This is a genomic window from Citrobacter sp. wls718 (assembly GCF_005280945.1).
Lineage (GTDB): Bacteria > Pseudomonadota > Gammaproteobacteria > Enterobacterales > Enterobacteriaceae > Citrobacter > Citrobacter gillenii.
This window is the reverse complement of the sequence record NZ_SZWV01000036.1, coordinates 57,398-72,515: the sequence shown is the minus strand read 5'-3', so window position 1 is coordinate 72,515 and position 15,118 is coordinate 57,398. Positions and strand designations below refer to the sequence as shown.

Annotated in this window: 17 protein-coding genes; 15 read left to right on the top strand and 2 right to left on the bottom strand. The window is 55.4% G+C overall.

Annotation, left to right across the window (positions count from 1 at the left end):
• The 6 genes from FDW95_RS23530 to eutR form a co-directional block, all read left to right on the top strand.
• The coding region (locus tag FDW95_RS23530) for an ethanolamine ammonia-lyase reactivating factor EutA (RefSeq protein ID WP_249358937.1) at positions 1–851 on the top strand (851 nt) is incomplete at its 5' end.
• 11 nt (positions 852–862) lie between these two features.
• Positions 863–2,224, top strand: coding sequence for an ethanolamine ammonia-lyase subunit alpha (gene eutB, locus FDW95_RS06810; RefSeq protein ID WP_096756233.1), 1,362 nt, complete (start codon positions 863–865; stop codon positions 2,222–2,224).
• Positions 2,225–2,244: 20 nt separating this feature from the next.
• Positions 2,245–3,141: an ethanolamine ammonia-lyase subunit EutC gene (gene eutC, locus FDW95_RS06805; protein ID WP_115257820.1), complete on the top strand. Its 897-nt coding sequence runs from the start codon at positions 2,245–2,247 to the stop codon at positions 3,139–3,141.
• A 9-nt stretch (positions 3,142–3,150) separates the two neighbouring features.
• A complete protein-coding gene (gene eutL, locus FDW95_RS06800) occupies positions 3,151–3,810 on the top strand; it encodes an ethanolamine utilization microcompartment protein EutL (RefSeq protein ID WP_096756235.1) in 660 nt (219 codons plus the stop codon).
• 11 nt (positions 3,811–3,821) lie between these two features.
• On the top strand, positions 3,822–4,367 hold the full coding sequence (gene eutK, locus FDW95_RS06795) for an ethanolamine utilization microcompartment protein EutK (RefSeq protein WP_096756236.1): 546 nt from the start codon (positions 3,822–3,824) through the stop codon (positions 4,365–4,367).
• A 48-nt stretch (positions 4,368–4,415) separates the two neighbouring features.
• Positions 4,416–5,468 (top strand): HTH-type transcriptional regulator EutR, encoded by a 1,053-nt coding sequence (gene eutR / locus FDW95_RS06790; RefSeq protein WP_115257821.1) that lies wholly within the window; start codon positions 4,416–4,418, stop codon positions 5,466–5,468.
• Between the two features lie 87 nt (positions 5,469–5,555).
• Here the strand turns inward: eutR and hemF are convergent, their stop codons facing one another.
• Both hemF and amiA read right to left on the bottom strand, forming a co-directional pair.
• A complete protein-coding gene (hemF, locus tag FDW95_RS06785; RefSeq protein ID WP_115257822.1) occupies positions 5,556–6,473 on the bottom strand; it encodes an oxygen-dependent coproporphyrinogen oxidase in 918 nt (305 codons plus the stop codon).
• 2 nt (positions 6,474–6,475) lie between these two features.
• Complete coding sequence (gene amiA, locus FDW95_RS06780; protein WP_117343548.1) at positions 6,476–7,345, bottom strand: N-acetylmuramoyl-L-alanine amidase AmiA; 870 nt, start codon at positions 7,343–7,345, stop codon at positions 6,476–6,478.
• Positions 7,346–7,557: 212 nt separating this feature from the next.
• Between amiA and FDW95_RS06775 the strand changes: the two genes are divergently transcribed.
• The 9 genes from FDW95_RS06775 to cysA all read left to right on the top strand — a co-directional run bounded on the left by FDW95_RS06775 (position 7,558) and on the right by cysA (position 15,004).
• Complete coding sequence (locus FDW95_RS06775; protein ID WP_096756240.1) at positions 7,558–7,983, top strand: GNAT family acetyltransferase; 426 nt, start codon at positions 7,558–7,560, stop codon at positions 7,981–7,983.
• Entirely contained in the window at positions 7,970–8,419 is a 450-nt protein-coding gene (locus FDW95_RS06770; RefSeq protein ID WP_115257824.1) for a DUF2919 domain-containing protein, read from the top strand. The genes FDW95_RS06775 and FDW95_RS06770 overlap by 14 nt, the downstream gene beginning before the upstream one ends.
• 60 nt (positions 8,420–8,479) lie before the next feature.
• Positions 8,480–9,055, top strand: coding sequence for an RpoE-regulated lipoprotein (locus FDW95_RS06765; protein ID WP_096756242.1), 576 nt, complete (start codon positions 8,480–8,482; stop codon positions 9,053–9,055).
• A 93-nt stretch (positions 9,056–9,148) separates the two neighbouring features.
• On the top strand, positions 9,149–10,048 hold the full coding sequence (yfeX, locus tag FDW95_RS06760; protein ID WP_096756243.1) for a porphyrinogen peroxidase: 900 nt from the start codon (positions 9,149–9,151) through the stop codon (positions 10,046–10,048).
• Positions 10,049–10,245: 197 nt separating this feature from the next.
• On the top strand, positions 10,246–11,037 hold the full coding sequence (gene ucpA / locus FDW95_RS06755) for an SDR family oxidoreductase UcpA (protein ID WP_096756244.1): 792 nt from the start codon (positions 10,246–10,248) through the stop codon (positions 11,035–11,037).
• 157 nt (positions 11,038–11,194) lie between these two features.
• Positions 11,195–12,208, top strand: a complete 1,014-nt coding sequence (gene cysP, locus FDW95_RS06750; protein ID WP_115257825.1) for a thiosulfate/sulfate ABC transporter substrate-binding protein CysP — start codon at positions 11,195–11,197, stop codon at positions 12,206–12,208.
• Positions 12,209–13,042, top strand: a complete 834-nt coding sequence (cysT, locus tag FDW95_RS06745) for a sulfate/thiosulfate ABC transporter permease CysT (protein WP_096756246.1) — start codon at positions 12,209–12,211, stop codon at positions 13,040–13,042.
• Complete coding sequence (cysW, locus tag FDW95_RS06740) at positions 13,042–13,917, top strand: sulfate/thiosulfate ABC transporter permease CysW (RefSeq protein ID WP_115257826.1); 876 nt, start codon at positions 13,042–13,044, stop codon at positions 13,915–13,917. The genes cysT and cysW overlap by 1 nt, the downstream gene beginning before the upstream one ends.
• On the top strand, positions 13,907–15,004 hold the full coding sequence (cysA, locus tag FDW95_RS06735) for a sulfate/thiosulfate ABC transporter ATP-binding protein CysA (RefSeq protein ID WP_115257827.1): 1,098 nt from the start codon (positions 13,907–13,909) through the stop codon (positions 15,002–15,004). Before cysW ends, cysA begins: the two co-directional genes overlap by 11 nt.
• Positions 15,005–15,118: the final 114 nt, after the last annotated feature.

Here is a 15,118-nt window from a genome sequence, read left to right as displayed (position 1 = left end):
GTCAGGGGCGCGTGGTCCATGCGCACCAGCCGGGACAGATGATCGTCGACGAGGTGTTTGGTGCCGGTACCGACGCCCGAACGCTCAATGCCGCACAGCTTGTCCAGGTCGCGCGGCGAATGGCGAATCTGATCGTGGAAGTGATTGACGGCACGCCTTCTGCCCTGGCGCAGGCGCTGATGCAAACTGGTTTACTGCCTGCGGGCGTGAAACCGGATGTGATTACGCTTTCCGGAGGAGTGGGCGAGTGCTACCGCAACCAGCCTGCCGATCCGTTCTGTTTTTCTGACATTGGACCGCTGCTGGCGACGGCGCTGCATGAACATCCGCGCTTGCGTGAGATGAACGTGCAGTTCCCGGCGCAAACCGTGCGCGCCACGGTGATTGGCGCCGGGGCGCATACGCTGTCGCTGTCGGGCAGCACCATCTGGCTGGAAGGCGTGGCACTTCCGCTGCGCAATCTGCCGGTGGCGATCCCGGTTGACGACGCTGATTTGGTGGCGGCCTGGCAGTTGGCGCTGGTGCAGCTCGATCTTGATCCGAAAACAGACGCCTATGTGCTGGCGCTGCCCGGGTCGCTGCCGGTGCGCTACGCCGCGCTATTAACGGTCATCGACGCGCTGCTGGCCTTTGTCGCGCGTTATCCGAATCCGCATCCCCTGCTGGTGGTAGCCGAGCAGGATTTTGGTAAAGCCCTGGGCATGCTGTTACGCCCACAGTTACAGCAACACCCGCTGGCGGTCATCGATGAGGTGATTGTCCGGGCGGGGGACTATATCGACATTGGTACGCCTCTTTTTGGCGGATCGGTTGTGCCGGTGACGGTGAAATCACTCGCATTTCCTTCCTGAGGGAACGACTTATGAAACTAAAGACCACATTGTTCGGCAATGTTTATCAGTTTAAGGATGTAAAAGAGGTGCTGGCCAAAGCCAACGAACTGCGTTCGGGGGATGTGCTGGCAGGTGTCGCCGCGACAAGCTCACAGGAGCGCGTGGCGGCCAAACAGGTGTTGTCGGAAATGACGGTGGCGGATATTCGCAACAACCCGGTGATTTCCTATGAAGAGGACTGCGTCACGCGTCTGATTCAGGATGACGTCAACGAAACAGCCTATAACCGCATCAAAAACTGGAGCATCAGTGAGCTGCGCGAGTACGTGTTGAGTGATGAAACCTCTGTCGATGACATTGCGTTTATGCGCAAAGGGTTAACGTCAGAAGTGGTCGCTGGGGTGGCAAAAATTTGCTCCAACGCGGACCTGATCTACGGCGGCAAAAAAATGCCGGTGATCAAAAAAGCCAACACCACGATCGGCTTGCCGGGCACCTTCAGCTGCCGTTTGCAGCCGAACGACACCCGTGACGATGTGCAGAGTATTGCCGCGCAAATCTACGAAGGGCTTTCTTTCGGTGCGGGCGATGCGGTGATCGGCGTTAACCCGGTAACCGATGACGTGGAGAACTTAAGCCGCGTACTCGACACCGTGTATGGCGTGATCGACAAATATAACATTCCTACTCAGGGCTGCGTGCTGGCGCACGTTACTACCCAGATCGAAGCGATTCGTCGCGGCGCGCCGGGCGGGCTGATTTTCCAGAGTATCTGCGGTAGCGAGAAAGGCTTGAAAGAGTTCGGCGTTGAGCTGGCGATGCTGGACGAGGCGCGTGCAGTGGGCGCTGAATTCAACCGTATCGCCGGGGAAAACTGCCTGTACTTTGAGACCGGGCAGGGGTCTGCGCTTTCTGCTGGCGCTAACTTCGGTGCCGATCAGGTGACGATGGAAGCGCGTAACTACGGGCTGGCACGCCACTACGATCCGTTCCTGGTGAATACCGTTGTCGGCTTTATCGGGCCAGAGTATCTCTACAATGACCGCCAGATTATTCGCGCCGGTTTAGAAGATCACTTCATGGGCAAGCTGAGCGGCATTTCGATGGGCTGTGACTGTTGTTACACCAACCATGCCGATGCTGACCAGAACCTCAATGAAAACCTGATGATTCTGCTCGCCACTGCAGGCTGCAACTACATCATGGGCATGCCGCTCGGTGACGACATCATGCTCAACTATCAGACCACCGCGTTCCACGACACCGCGACTGTGCGCCAGTTGCTGAACCTGCGTCCGTCGCCGGAGTTTGAACGCTGGCTGGAAAACATGGGCATTATGGCAAACGGTCGCCTGACCAAACGGGCGGGCGATCCGTCACTGTTCTTCTGATGACGCGGGGATGACACACGATGGATCAAAAACAGATTGAAGAAATTGTACGCAGCGTAATGGCGTCAATGGGTGAGTCACAACCGCAGGCTCAAGCGCCGTCAGCGGAAGTGAAATGCAGCACCACGCAGTGCGCCGCACCAACGGGCGAAAGCTGTGCCATGGATTTAGGATCGCCGGAAGCGAAAGCGTGGATTGGCGTTGAAAACCCGCACCGCGCAGAAGTGTTGACGGAGCTGCGTCGCAGCACCGCTGCACGTGTCTGTACCGGTCGTGCTGGCCCTCGTCCGCGTACCCAGGCGCTGCTGCGCTTCCTGGCTGACCACTCACGCTCGAAAGATACCGTGCTGAAAGAGGTGCCGGAAGAGTGGGTGAAAGCACAAGGCTTGCTGGAAGTGCGCTCGGAAATCAGTGACAAAAATCTGTACCTGACCCGCCCGGACATGGGCCGTCGTCTGAGTGCAGAAGCGATTGAAGCGCTGAAATCCCAGTGCGTGGTGAACCCGGATGTCCAGGTGATTGTCTCTGATGGCCTGTCTACGGATGCCATCACCGCCAACTACGAAGAGATTCTGCCGCCATTGTTGTCTGGATTAAAACAGGCTGGGCTGAAGGTTGGCACGCCGTTCTTTGTCCGCTATGGCCGCGTGAAAATCGAAGATCAGATTGGCGAGCTGCTGGGTGCGAAAGCGGTGATCCTGCTGGTCGGTGAACGTCCGGGCTTAGGCCAGTCGGAAAGTCTTTCCTGCTACGCCGTCTATTCACCGCGCGTGGCGACTACCGTTGAGGCCGACAGAACCTGTATTTCCAACATTCACCAGGGCGGTACGCCACCGGTCGAAGCGGCTGCGGTAATCGTGGATTTGGCCAAACGCATGCTGGAGCAAAAAGCGTCCGGCATCAACATGACCCGTTAAGGAGGCATCATGCCAGCATTAGATTTGATTAGACCTTCAGTCACCGCCATGCGCGTGATTGCCTCGGTAAATGACGGTTTTGCCCGCGAACTTAAATTACCGCCACATATACGTAGCCTCGGACTCATCACAGCAGACTCTGATGACGTGGCGTATATTGCCGCAGACGAAGCGACAAAACAGGCAATGGTCGAAGTGGTTTATGGCCGCTCGCTGTATGCCGGTGCGGCGCACGGACCTTCTCCAACGGCAGGTGAAGTGTTGATTATGCTCGGTGGACCTAACCCGGCGGAAGTTCGCGCGGGTCTGGATGCGATGGTGGCCAATATTGAAAATGGCGCCGCGTTCCAGTGGGCCAATGATGCAGAAAATACGGCTTTCCTGGCACACGTGGTATCGCGTACCGGTTCATACCTTTCTGCTACGGCGGGATGCGTACTGGGCGATCCGATGGCTTATCTGGTGGCTCCGCCATTAGAAGCAACCTACGGGATTGATGCTGCGCTGAAATCTGCCGATGTACAGATTGTTACCTACGTGCCGCCACCGTCAGAAACCAACTACTCGGCGGCGTTTTTAACCGGTAGCCAGGCCGCCTGTAAAGCAGCCTGTAACGCCTTCGCTGATGCTGTTCTGGATATTGCCCGTAATCCTGTCCAGCGCGCGTAAGAGAGGTTGCAATGATCAATTCACTGGGATTACTGGAAGTGGATGGCATGGTGGCTGCTGTAGACGCGGCGGATGCCATGCTGAAAGCCGCGAACGTGCGTCTGCTTAGCCACCAGGTGCTCGATCCTGGCAGGCTAACGCTGGTGGTGGAAGGCGATCTGGCGGCGTGTCGTGCAGCGCTGGATGCCGGTTGTGCTGCTGCTGCGCGTACAGGACGTGTTATCAGCCGCAAGGAGATAGGACGGCCGGATGATGACACCCAGTGGCTGATCGGCGGTTTTACGCGCCAGCCGAAAAAACCAGAACCGAAGAAATCAGAACCGAAGCCGGAAGTGACATCAGACGTGAAAACAGAGAAGACGCAGGAAGCACCGGTGTCCTCTGAATCCTCTGACGAATTACTGGCGCTGTTAACATCGGTCCGTCAGGGAATGACGGCAGGGGAAGTGGCCGCGCACTTTGGTTGGTCACTTGATAAAGCCAGAATTGCGCTGGAACAGCTCTTTTCTGCCGGAGCGTTGCGTAAACGCAGTAGTCGCTATCGCTTAAAAAATTAACCTGTCGGAGGGCCGGGGGCTTCAGCGAAGCTTCCGGCTTCAAAGGTCATGAAAAAGAAACGTACTGCAAACCTGCACCATCTTTATCATGAAGTATTACCCGAAGACGTTAAACTTACGCCGAAAGTGGAAGTGGACAATGTTCATCAGCGGCGAACAACGGATGTGTATGAGCACGCGCTGACCATTACCGCCTGGCAGCAGATCTACGACCAGCTGCATCCAGGTAAATTTCATGGCGAGTTCACTGAAATCCTGCTTGATGATATTCAGGTGTTCCGTGAATACACCGGTCTGGCGCTGCGTCAGTCCTGTCTCGTCTGGCCAAATTCATTCTGGTTTGGCATTCCGGCTACGCGCGGCGAACAGGGGTTTATTGGCACCCAATGTCTGGGTAGCGCTGAAATTGCGACCCGTCCGGGCGGGACGGAATTTGAGCTGAGTACGCCGGATGACTACACCATTCTTGGCGTCGTGATCTCTGAAGAGGCGATCGCTCGTCAGGCTAACTTCCTGCACAACCCGGAAAGGGTGCTGCATATGCTGCGCAACCAGTCGGCGCTGGAAGTAAAAGAACAACACAAAGCCGCATTGTGGGGCTTTGTGCAACAGGCGCTGGCGACGTTTAGCGAGAATCCTGAAAATCTTCGCCAGCCTGCGGTGCGCAAAGTGTTAGGGGATAATCTGCTGTTGGCGATGGGTACCATGTTGGATGAAGCCCAGCCGATCATCACCGCCGAGAGTATCAGCCATCAGAGTTACCGTCGGTTGCTGTCGCGTGCGCGCGAATATGTGCTGGAAAATATGTCGGAGCCGCTGACCGTGCTCGACCTGTGCAATCAGCTGCATGTCAGCCGAAGAACCTTGCAAAATGCCTTCCATGCGATCCTGGGGATCGGGCCGAATGCCTGGTTAAAACGCATTCGTTTGAACGCAGTCCGCCGTGAGCTTATCAGCCCGTGGTCGCAGAGTACGACGGTAAAAGATGCCGCGATGCAGTGGGGATTCTGGCATTTAGGGCAGTTTGCCACCGATTACCAGCAGCTGTTTGCCGAGAAACCGTCGCTCACGCTGCATCAGCGTATGCGTCAGTGGGCGTGATGAGATTATTGAGTCGGATGCGACGCTTCGCGTTTTATCCGACCTACGGGACGGTGCCATTATTGAAGTTGTAGGCCGGATAAGGCGTTAGCCGCCATCAGGCAATGACACCCAGTCGCGCACCTGAATAAACTCGCTAAGGGCGGCTTCCGGGCTGTTCGCTTCCGGCTGCCAGTCATACTCCCAGCGCACCAGCGGCGGCATCGACATCAGAATGGATTCCGTACGCCCGCCAGTCTGTAGACCAAACAGCGTGCCGCGATCCCACACCAGGTTAAATTCCACGTAGCGTCCACGACGATAAAGCTGGAAGTTGCGCTCGCGCTCACCCCAACTCATCGCTTTGCGCCGCTCAACGATCGGCAGATACGCGTCGGTATAGCCTGTGCCAACTGCTCGCATAAAATCGAAACAGTGGTCGAAGTCCGGGGTATTTAAATCATCGAAAAACAGTCCGCCGATGCCGCGCTGTTCGTTGCGATGCTTAAGGAAAAAGTAGTCATCGCACCACTTTTTGTAACGCGGGTAAATGTCATCGCCAAACGGCTGGCACAGCTCAAGCGCCGTACGGTGCCAGTGAACGGCGTCCTCTTCAAAGCCGTAGTAGGGCGTTAAATCAAAGCCACCGCCAAACCACCACACCGGATCGGCACCGGGTTTTTCGGCGATAAAAAACCGCACGTTGGCATGACTGGTGGGAATGTACGGGTTGAGCGGGTGCACCACCAGTGACACGCCCATCGCTTCAAAACTGCGCCCGGCCAGTTCTGGTCGATGTGCTGTCGCCGAGGCTGGCATCGCGTCACCATGGACATGGGAGAAATTCACGCCCGCTTGTTCAAAAATCCCACCGTTACGCAGCACCCGGCTGCGTCCGCCGCCACCTGCTTCGCGCTGCCAGCTATCTTCAACAAATTCAGCGCCGTCTACGGCAGACAGTTGCTGGCAAATATCATCCTGCAGGCTGAGCAGGAACTGTTTAACGCGCTGGGCATCGGGCTTCATGATTAACGTTTCTTCGAGTGGGCTTTCTGGTTATCAAACCAGTGGAAATAGCTGATAACGCCATTGGCGATAGCGGTGGCAATTTTCTGCCGAAATGCCGTGGTGCCCAGCAGGCGTTCTTCTTCCGGGTTGGTAATAAATGAGGTTTCTACCAGCACCGAAGGAATGGACGGCGATTTTAGTACCACGAAGGCGGCCTGTTCTGTACTGCGGCTGTGCAGACGGTGTACTGGCTTGATCTTCTTCAGGATGTGCGACCCTAAGGTCAGGCTATTTTTAATGGTGTCGGTCTGAACCAGATCGAACAGCACTTGCTGCAACAAATGATCTTTGTCGGTGGCTTTTTTCCCGGCGACTTCATCCGCGCGGTTTTCACGATCGGACAGATACTTTGCCATGGCGCTACTGGCGCCGCGGTTAGACAGAGCAAAGACCGACGCCCCCGCCGCGCTGGGGTTAGTAAAACCGTCAGCGTGGATAGACATAAACAGGTCGGCACCGTGCTTGTGGGCGATCTCGACGCGGTCGTAAAGCGGAATAAAGGTATCGCCGGAGCGGGTCAGCCGGGCATCGATCCCCTGGCTACGCAGGATGGAGCGCACGTTTTTGGCAATCGCCAGTACCACGTGTTTTTCCTTCGAACCGTTGCGACCAATTGCCCCGGTATCAATGCCACCGTGACCCGGATCGAGAACCACAACGCGCTTTGCGCCCGATTTCTTCGCTTTCGGTTTACTGTGACCATTGCTGGTTTTTAGCGCTTCTTCTTTAGCGATAGCTGGCGACATACCTGACAGCGTCAGGGCAGCCAGCCCGGCTTTCAGCACCTGGCGGCGCGATGTGAGAGTTTTTAGTGGTTTAAAAGTGCTCATACGGCCTGAGTTGTAATAAATAAGTTCCAGATGTTATATCGTATCGCGTAGTCCGTTGCGACGGATCGGGATAATAATTGTTTTACTTTTCATTTCAATACGTGACAGTTGCCTATTATGCCATTTTTTACGCCGCTTCGCGTCAGATATTGGCTTAATCAGTTGTTCACGCCATAATCACTATTTTTAGGGCTAAAAAGGGTCTCAATACCATGGAGATACGCGTATTTCGCCAGGAAGATTTCGAAGAGGTTATCACCCTCTGGGAGCGCTGCGACCTGCTGCGTCCATGGAACGATCCGGAAATGGATATTGAGCGCAAGGTGAATCACGACGTCAGCTTGTTCCTGGTCGCCGAGGTGAACGGTGAAGTCGTTGGCACGGTGATGGGGGGTTACGACGGTCATCGCGGCTCAGCGTACTATCTTGGCGTACACCCTGAATTTCGTGCTCGTGGCATTGCGAATGCACTGCTCAGTCGGCTGGAGAAAAAGCTCATTGCCCGCGGATGTCCGAAGATTCAAATTATGGTGCGTGACGACAATGACATCGTGCTGGGCATGTATGAACGTCTGGGATATGAACATGCTGACGTACTCAATCTGGGCAAGCGCTTGATTGAAGATGAAGAGTACTGAGTTTCATCCCGCCGACTATGACGGTCACGGGCGTCTGCGCCTCCCTGTTTTGTTCTGGTGCGTGCTGCTGCTTCAGGCGCGCACGTGGGTGCTGTTTGTGATTGCGGGATCTTCTCGCGAGCAGGGCAACACCTTACTGAATTTGTTTTACCCCGATCACGATGCGTTCTGGCTGGGATTGCTCCCAGGTGTTCCCGCAGTGCTGGCATTTTTACTCAGCGGGCGGCGTTTTGCGTTTCCTGCGCTGTGGCGCTGGCTGCGCGGATTACTGATTTTGGCCCAGTTGGCGTTGCTTTGCTGGCAGCCACTGCTGTGGTTGGGGGGCGATCCGGTCAATGGTGTTGGGCTGGCGCTGCTGGTAGCTGATGTTGTCGCCCTGGTCTGGCTACTGACTAACCCGCGTTTACGTGCCTGTTTTGCCATCGAAAAAGAATAACGGCACTTTTTTATGAAGCCGGACTCCAAGCAACGTTAATTAATAAAGAAAGGATGTGAGATGAAATCGCTGCGTTTGATGTTATGCGCGATGCCGCTGGTACTGACTGGCTGCTCGACGCTCTCGTCGGTGAACTGGTCCGCCGCAAATCCGTGGAACTGGTTTGGTTCTTCGACGGAAGTCACCGAGCAGGGGGTGGGACAACTCACTGCTGCGACGCCGCTGGATGAGAAAGCCATTGCCGATGCGCTGGACGGAGATTATCGCCTGCGCAGCGGGATGAAGACCGACAACGGCAATGTGGTGCGCTTTTTTGAAGCAATGAAAGAAGATAAGTTGGCGATGGTGATCAATGGCGATGGGGGGACCATCAGCCGTATTGATGTACTGGACGGCGATATTTCGTCAGCGTCCGGTGCAGAAATCGGTACACCGTTTAGTGACCTTTACACCAAAGCGTTCGGTAATTGCCAGAAAGCGACCGGCGATGATAGTGCAGGTGTTGAGTGTAAAGCTGAGGGAAGTCAGCATATTAGCTACATTTTTTCCGGTGAGTGGAGCGGTCCTGAAGGCATAATGCCGTCTGACGATACGCTGAAAGACTGGAAAGTAAGCAAAATTATCTGGCGGCGTTAATTTGCGTCTGAACAAATCGACAGACTAAAAAAACAGGTAGAATAACGCCCATCAATGCCACGAGGTCGTGGCATCTTTTTTTCAGGAGGAACAATGTCTCAGGTTCAGAGTGGCATTTTGCCAGAACATTGCCGTGCGGCGATTTGGATTGAAGCCAATGTAAAAGGCGACGTTGAGGCTTTGCGCGCTGCCAGCAAAACATTTGCTGATAAGTTGGCGACCTTTGAAGCAAAATTCCCGGATGCACATCTGGGCGCGGTTGTGGCTTTCGGTAACAAAACCTGGCGCACGCTGAGCGGTGGCGTAGGGGCTGAAGAGTTAAAGGACTTTATCCCTTACGGTAAAGGTCTGGCCCCGGCAACGCAGTATGACGTGCTGATCCACATTCTTTCTCTGCGTCATGACGTGAATTTCTCTGTTGCGCAGGCGGCCATGGACGCCTTTGGTGATTGCATCGACGTGAAAGAAGAGATCCACGGTTTCCGTTGGGTCGAAGAGCGTGATCTGAGCGGCTTCGTTGATGGTACGGAAAACCCGGCCGGGGAAGAGACGCGTCGTGACGTTGCGGTTATCAAAGATGGCGTGGATGCGGGTGGTAGCTATGTGTTCGTGCAGCGCTGGGAGCACAACCTGAAGCAGCTGAACCGCATGAGCATCCACGATCAGGAAATGATGATTGGTCGCACCAAAGAAGCTAACGAAGAGATCGACGGCGACGATCGCCCGGCCACCTCTCACCTGAGCCGCGTGGATTTGAAAGAAGACGGTAAAGGGCTGAAAATTGTCCGCCAGAGCCTGCCATACGGTACCGCCAGCGGTACGCACGGTCTGTACTTCTGCGCTTACTGCGCGCGCCTGCACAATATTGAGCAGCAACTGCTGAGCATGTTCGGCGACACCGACGGTAAACGTGACGCCATGCTGCGCTTCACCAAGCCGGTGACCGGCGGCTATTATTTTGCGCCATCGCTGGACCGCTTAATGGCGCTGTGAGAGTGAGTTGCCGGATGGTGGCATAACGCCTTCTCCGGCCTACACGCTGGCGTAAAATACATCTCCCCGCACCGTCGGGGATTTTTTTACCTGAAATTAACCTGATTTAGTGAGCCATTTCGCAGCACTGATTTGTTAATGCTGTATCTTCTGCGTGAATGAAGCGGATGCTTCATATTCAAAAGGAGAATATTGAAATGGGAAAACTCACGGGCAAAACAGCATTGATTACGGGCGCATCTCAGGGTATTGGCGAAGGGATCGCCAGAACATTTGCCCGCCACGGTGCGAACCTGATCTTGCTGGATATCTCCGATGAGATTGAAAAACTGGCGGATGAGCTTGTTGGACGCGGTCACCGTTGTACGGCAGTTCATGCGGACGTCAGAGATTTTGCTTCTGTCACGGCGGCGGTAAAACGCGCGAAGAACATTGAGGGCAAAATTGATATTCTTGTCAACAACGCAGGCGTATGCCGCCTCGGCAGCTTCCTTGAAATGAGCGATGAAGATCGCGACTTCCATATTGATATCAACATCAAAGGTGTCTGGAACGTGACGAAAGCCGTTCTGCCGGAGATGGTTGCTCGCAAGGATGGGCGCATCGTGATGATGTCATCCGTCACCGGCGATATGGTCGCCGATCCGGGCGAAACGGCCTATGCACTGTCAAAAGCCGCGATTATCGGCTTAACCAAATCGCTGGCGGTGGAATACGCGCAATCCGGCATCCGCGTTAATGCTATTTGCCCCGGCTATGTCCGCACGCCAATGGCGGAAAACATCGCGCGTCAGTCTAACCCGGACGATCCGGAATCAGTGTTAACTGAAATGGCAAAAGCCATTCCGCTGCGTCGCCTGGCGTGTCCGCTTGAAGTCGGTGAACTGGCGGCGTTCCTGGCGTCTGATGAGTCCAGCTACTTAACCGGCACGCAGAACGTGATCGATGGCGGCAGTACCCTGCCAGAAAGCGTTAGCGTCGGCGTCTGAGTGATGCCTGTCTCCTCCCCGCGAACAGGGGAGGAGTTACCTCTTATTCTCTTTTCAACTTTCAAATCATCAAACGGTATATAAAACCGTTACTCCTTTTACTCCCGTTATAAATATGATGGCCATAAGAAAGTCATTAAATTTATAAGGGTGCGCAATGGCCGTTAACTTACTGAAAAAAAGAACTCTGACGCTGGCGGCGCTGCTGCTGGTCGGTCAGGCGCAGGCAACGGAACTGCTGAACAGTTCCTATGATGTGTCTCGTGAGCTGTTTGCCGCCCTTAACCCGTCGTTTGAACAGCAATGGGCGCAGGATAACGGCGGTGACAAGCTGACGATTAAACAATCTCATGCCGGGTCATCAAAACAGGCGCTGGCGATTCTGCAGGGGCTGAAAGCCGACGTCGTCACCTATAACCAGGTCACTGACGTGCAGATTCTGCATGACAAAGGAAAGCTGATTCCGGCCGACTGGCAAAGCCGTCTGCCAAATAACAGCTCGCCGTTCTATTCCACAATGGGCTTCCTGGTGCGCAAAGGGAACCCGAAAAACATCCATGACTGGAATGACCTGGTGCGTTCTGACGTCAAACTGATCTTCCCAAACCCGAAAACCTCCGGTAACGCGCGCTATACCTATCTGGCGGCGTGGGGTGCGGCGGCAAAAGCGGACGGCGGCGATAAAGCTAAAACCGAACAGTTCATGACCCAGTTCCTGAAAAATGTTGAAGTCTTTGATACCGGCGGTCGCGGTGCCACCACCACCTTTGCGGAACGTGGGCTGGGCGACGTGCTGATCAGCTTCGAATCAGAAGTGAACAACATTCGTAAGCAGTATGAAGCGCAGGGTTTCGAGGTCGTTATTCCTAAGACCAATATCCTCGCCGAGTTCCCGGTGGCGTGGGTCGATAAAAACGTGCAGGCCAATGGCACTGAGAAAGCGGCGAAAGCCTACCTGAACTGGCTGTACAGCCCGCAGGCGCAGACCATCATCACGGATTACTACTACCGTGTGAATAACCCGCAGGTGATGGACAAGCTGAAAGATAAATTCCCGCAGACCGAGTTGTTCCGCGTGGAAGATCAGTTTGGCGCATGGCCTGAGGTGATGAAAACGCACTTTGTCAGCGGCGGTGAGCTGGACAAACTGTTGGCGGCGGGGCGTAAGTAAATGTTTGCTGTTTCCTCCCGACGCGTGCTGCCCGGCTTTACCTTAAGCTTGGGCACCAGCTTACTGTTTGTCTGCCTGATATTGCTGCTGCCGCTCAGTGCGCTGGTGATGCAATTGGCGCAAATGAGCTGGGCGCAATACTGGGAAGTGATTACCAATCCGCAGGTGGTGGCAGCCTATAAGGTAACGCTGCTGTCCGCGTTTGTGGCCTCGATCTTTAACGGTGTGTTCGGCCTGCTGATGGCGTGGATCTTAACCCGCTATCGCTTTCCAGGTCGCACACTGCTGGATGCGTTAATGGACCTGCCGTTTGCGCTGCCTACGGCAGTGGCGGGCCTGACGCTGGCCTCGCTGTTTTCGGTTAACGGTTTTTACGGCGAGTGGCTGGCGAAACTGGATATTAAAGTAACCTACACCTGGCTCGGTATTGCGGTCGCCATGGCGTTTACCAGCATTCCGTTCGTAGTGCGTACCGTACAGCCGGTGCTGGAAGAGTTAGGCCCTGAGTATGAAGAAGCTGCGGAAACGCTCGGCGCCACGCGCTTGCAGAGCTTTCGTAAAGTGGTGCTGCCGGAATTATCTCCGGCGCTGGTTGCCGGGATCGCACTTTCGTTCACCCGCAGCCTGGGGGAATTTGGTGCGGTTATCTTCATCGCCGGGAACATCGCCTGGAAAACGGAAGTCACTTCGCTGATGATTTTTGTCCGCTTGCAGGAGTTTGACTATCCCGCCGCCAGCGCGATTGCGTCGGTGATCCTCGGGGCATCGCTGTTGCTGCTGTTTTCGATTAACACCCTGCAGAGTCGCTTTGGTCGACGCGTGGTAGGTCACTGATGGCAGAGATTACCCAATTGAAACGCTATGGCGCGCCCCGCATCAACTGGGGGAAATGGTTTCTGATCGGCACCGGTATGCTGGTCTCCGCGTTCATTTTGCTGGTGCCGATGATTTATATCTTCGTGCAGGCGTTCAGCAAGGGATTAATGCCGGTATTACAGAACCTGGCCGACCCGGACATGCTGCACGCCATTTGGCTAACGGTGCTGATTGCGCTGATCGCGGTACCGGTGAACCTGGTGTTTGGCGTGCTGCTGGCGTGGCTGGTCACGCGCTTTAACTTCCCCGGTCGCCAGTTGCTGCTGACGTTGCTGGATATCCCGTTTGCCGTGTCGCCAGTGGTCGCCGGTCTGGTCTATCTGCTGTTTTATGGTTCCAACGGCCCGCTCGGCGGCTGGCTGGATGAGCACAACCTGCAGGTGATGTTCGCCTGGCCGGGAATGGTGCTGGTCACGGTCTTCGTCACCTGTCCGTTTGTGGTGCGTGAGCTGGTACCGGTGATGTTGAGCCAGGGCAGCAATGAAGACGAGGCGGCTATTCTACTTGGCGCATCCGGCTGGCAGATGTTCCGCCGCGTGACCTTGCCAAACATTCGCTGGGCGCTGCTGTACGGCGTGGTGCTGACCAACGCCCGCGCGATTGGCGAGTTTGGCGCGGTGTCGGTGGTGTCCGGCTCGATTCGCGGCGAAACCCTGTCGCTGCCTCTGCAGATTGAATTACTGGAGCAGGACTACAACACCGTCGGCTCCTTTACCGCTGCGGCGTTATTAACGCTGATGGCGATTGTTACCCTGTTTTTGAAGAGCATGTTGCAATGGCGTCTGGAGAACCAGGAAAAACGCGCGCAGCAGGAGGAAAATCATGAGCATTGAGATTGCCAATATTAAGAAGTCTTTTGGTCGCACCCAGGTGCTGAACGATATCTCACTGGATATTCCTTCAGGTCAGATGGTCGCGCTGCTGGGGCCGTCCGGTTCAGGCAAAACTACGCTGCTGCGCATTATTGCCGGGCTGGAGCATCAGTCCAGCGGGCATATTCGCTTTCACGGTACGGACGTCAGTCGTCTGCACGCTCGCGAGCGTAAGGTGGGGTTTGTATTCCAGCACTACGCGCTGTTCCGGCATATGACCGTCTTCGACAATATCGCCTTTGGTCTGACGGTACTACCACGTCGCGAGCGTCCGAATGCGGCGGCGATCAAAGTAAAAGTCACCAAACTGTTGGAAATGGTACAGTTGGCCCATCTGGCAGAACGCTTCCCGGCGCAGCTTTCCGGCGGTCAAAAGCAGCGCGTGGCGCTGGCGCGTGCGCTGGCGGTAGAGCCGCAGATCCTGCTGCTCGACGAACCATTTGGCGCGCTTGATGCCCAGGTGCGTAAAGAATTGCGTCGTTGGCTGCGTCAGTTGCATGAAGAACTGAAATTCACCAGCGTGTTCGTTACCCACGATCAGGAAGAAGCGACGGAAGTGGCGGATCGCGTGGTGGTGATGAGCCAGGGTCATATCGAGCAGGCCGATGCGCCGGATCAGGTATGGCGTGAACCGGCCACCCGCTTTGTGCTGGAGTTTATGGGCGAAGTGAACCGCCTGCAGGGCACCGTACGCGGTGGGCAGTTCCACGTTGGCGCGCATCGCTGGCCGCTGGGATATACGCCCGCGTATCAGGGACCGGTCGATCTGTTCCTGCGTCCGTGGGAAGTCGATGTGAGCCGCCGTACCAGCCTCGATTCGCCGCTGCCGGTACAGGTGCTGGAAGCCAGTCCAAAAGGTCACTACACCCAATTAGTTGTCCAGCCACTGGGGTGGTATAACGAGCCGATGACGGTGGTGATGCAGGGCGATAACCCCCCAAGCCGCGGTGAACGTCTGTTTGTGGGACTGCAAAATGCGCGTCTGTATAACGGTGAACAGCGGATTGAAACGCGTGAAACCGAACTTGCTCTGGCACAATCCGCCTGATAGGTTAATTCGCATTGTTATCGCCCGATGGCGCTATGCTTACCGGGCCTACGGGCAAAATCATGACCTGTAGGCCGGGTAAGCGCAGCGCCACCCGGCATTTTATTGAGCAGA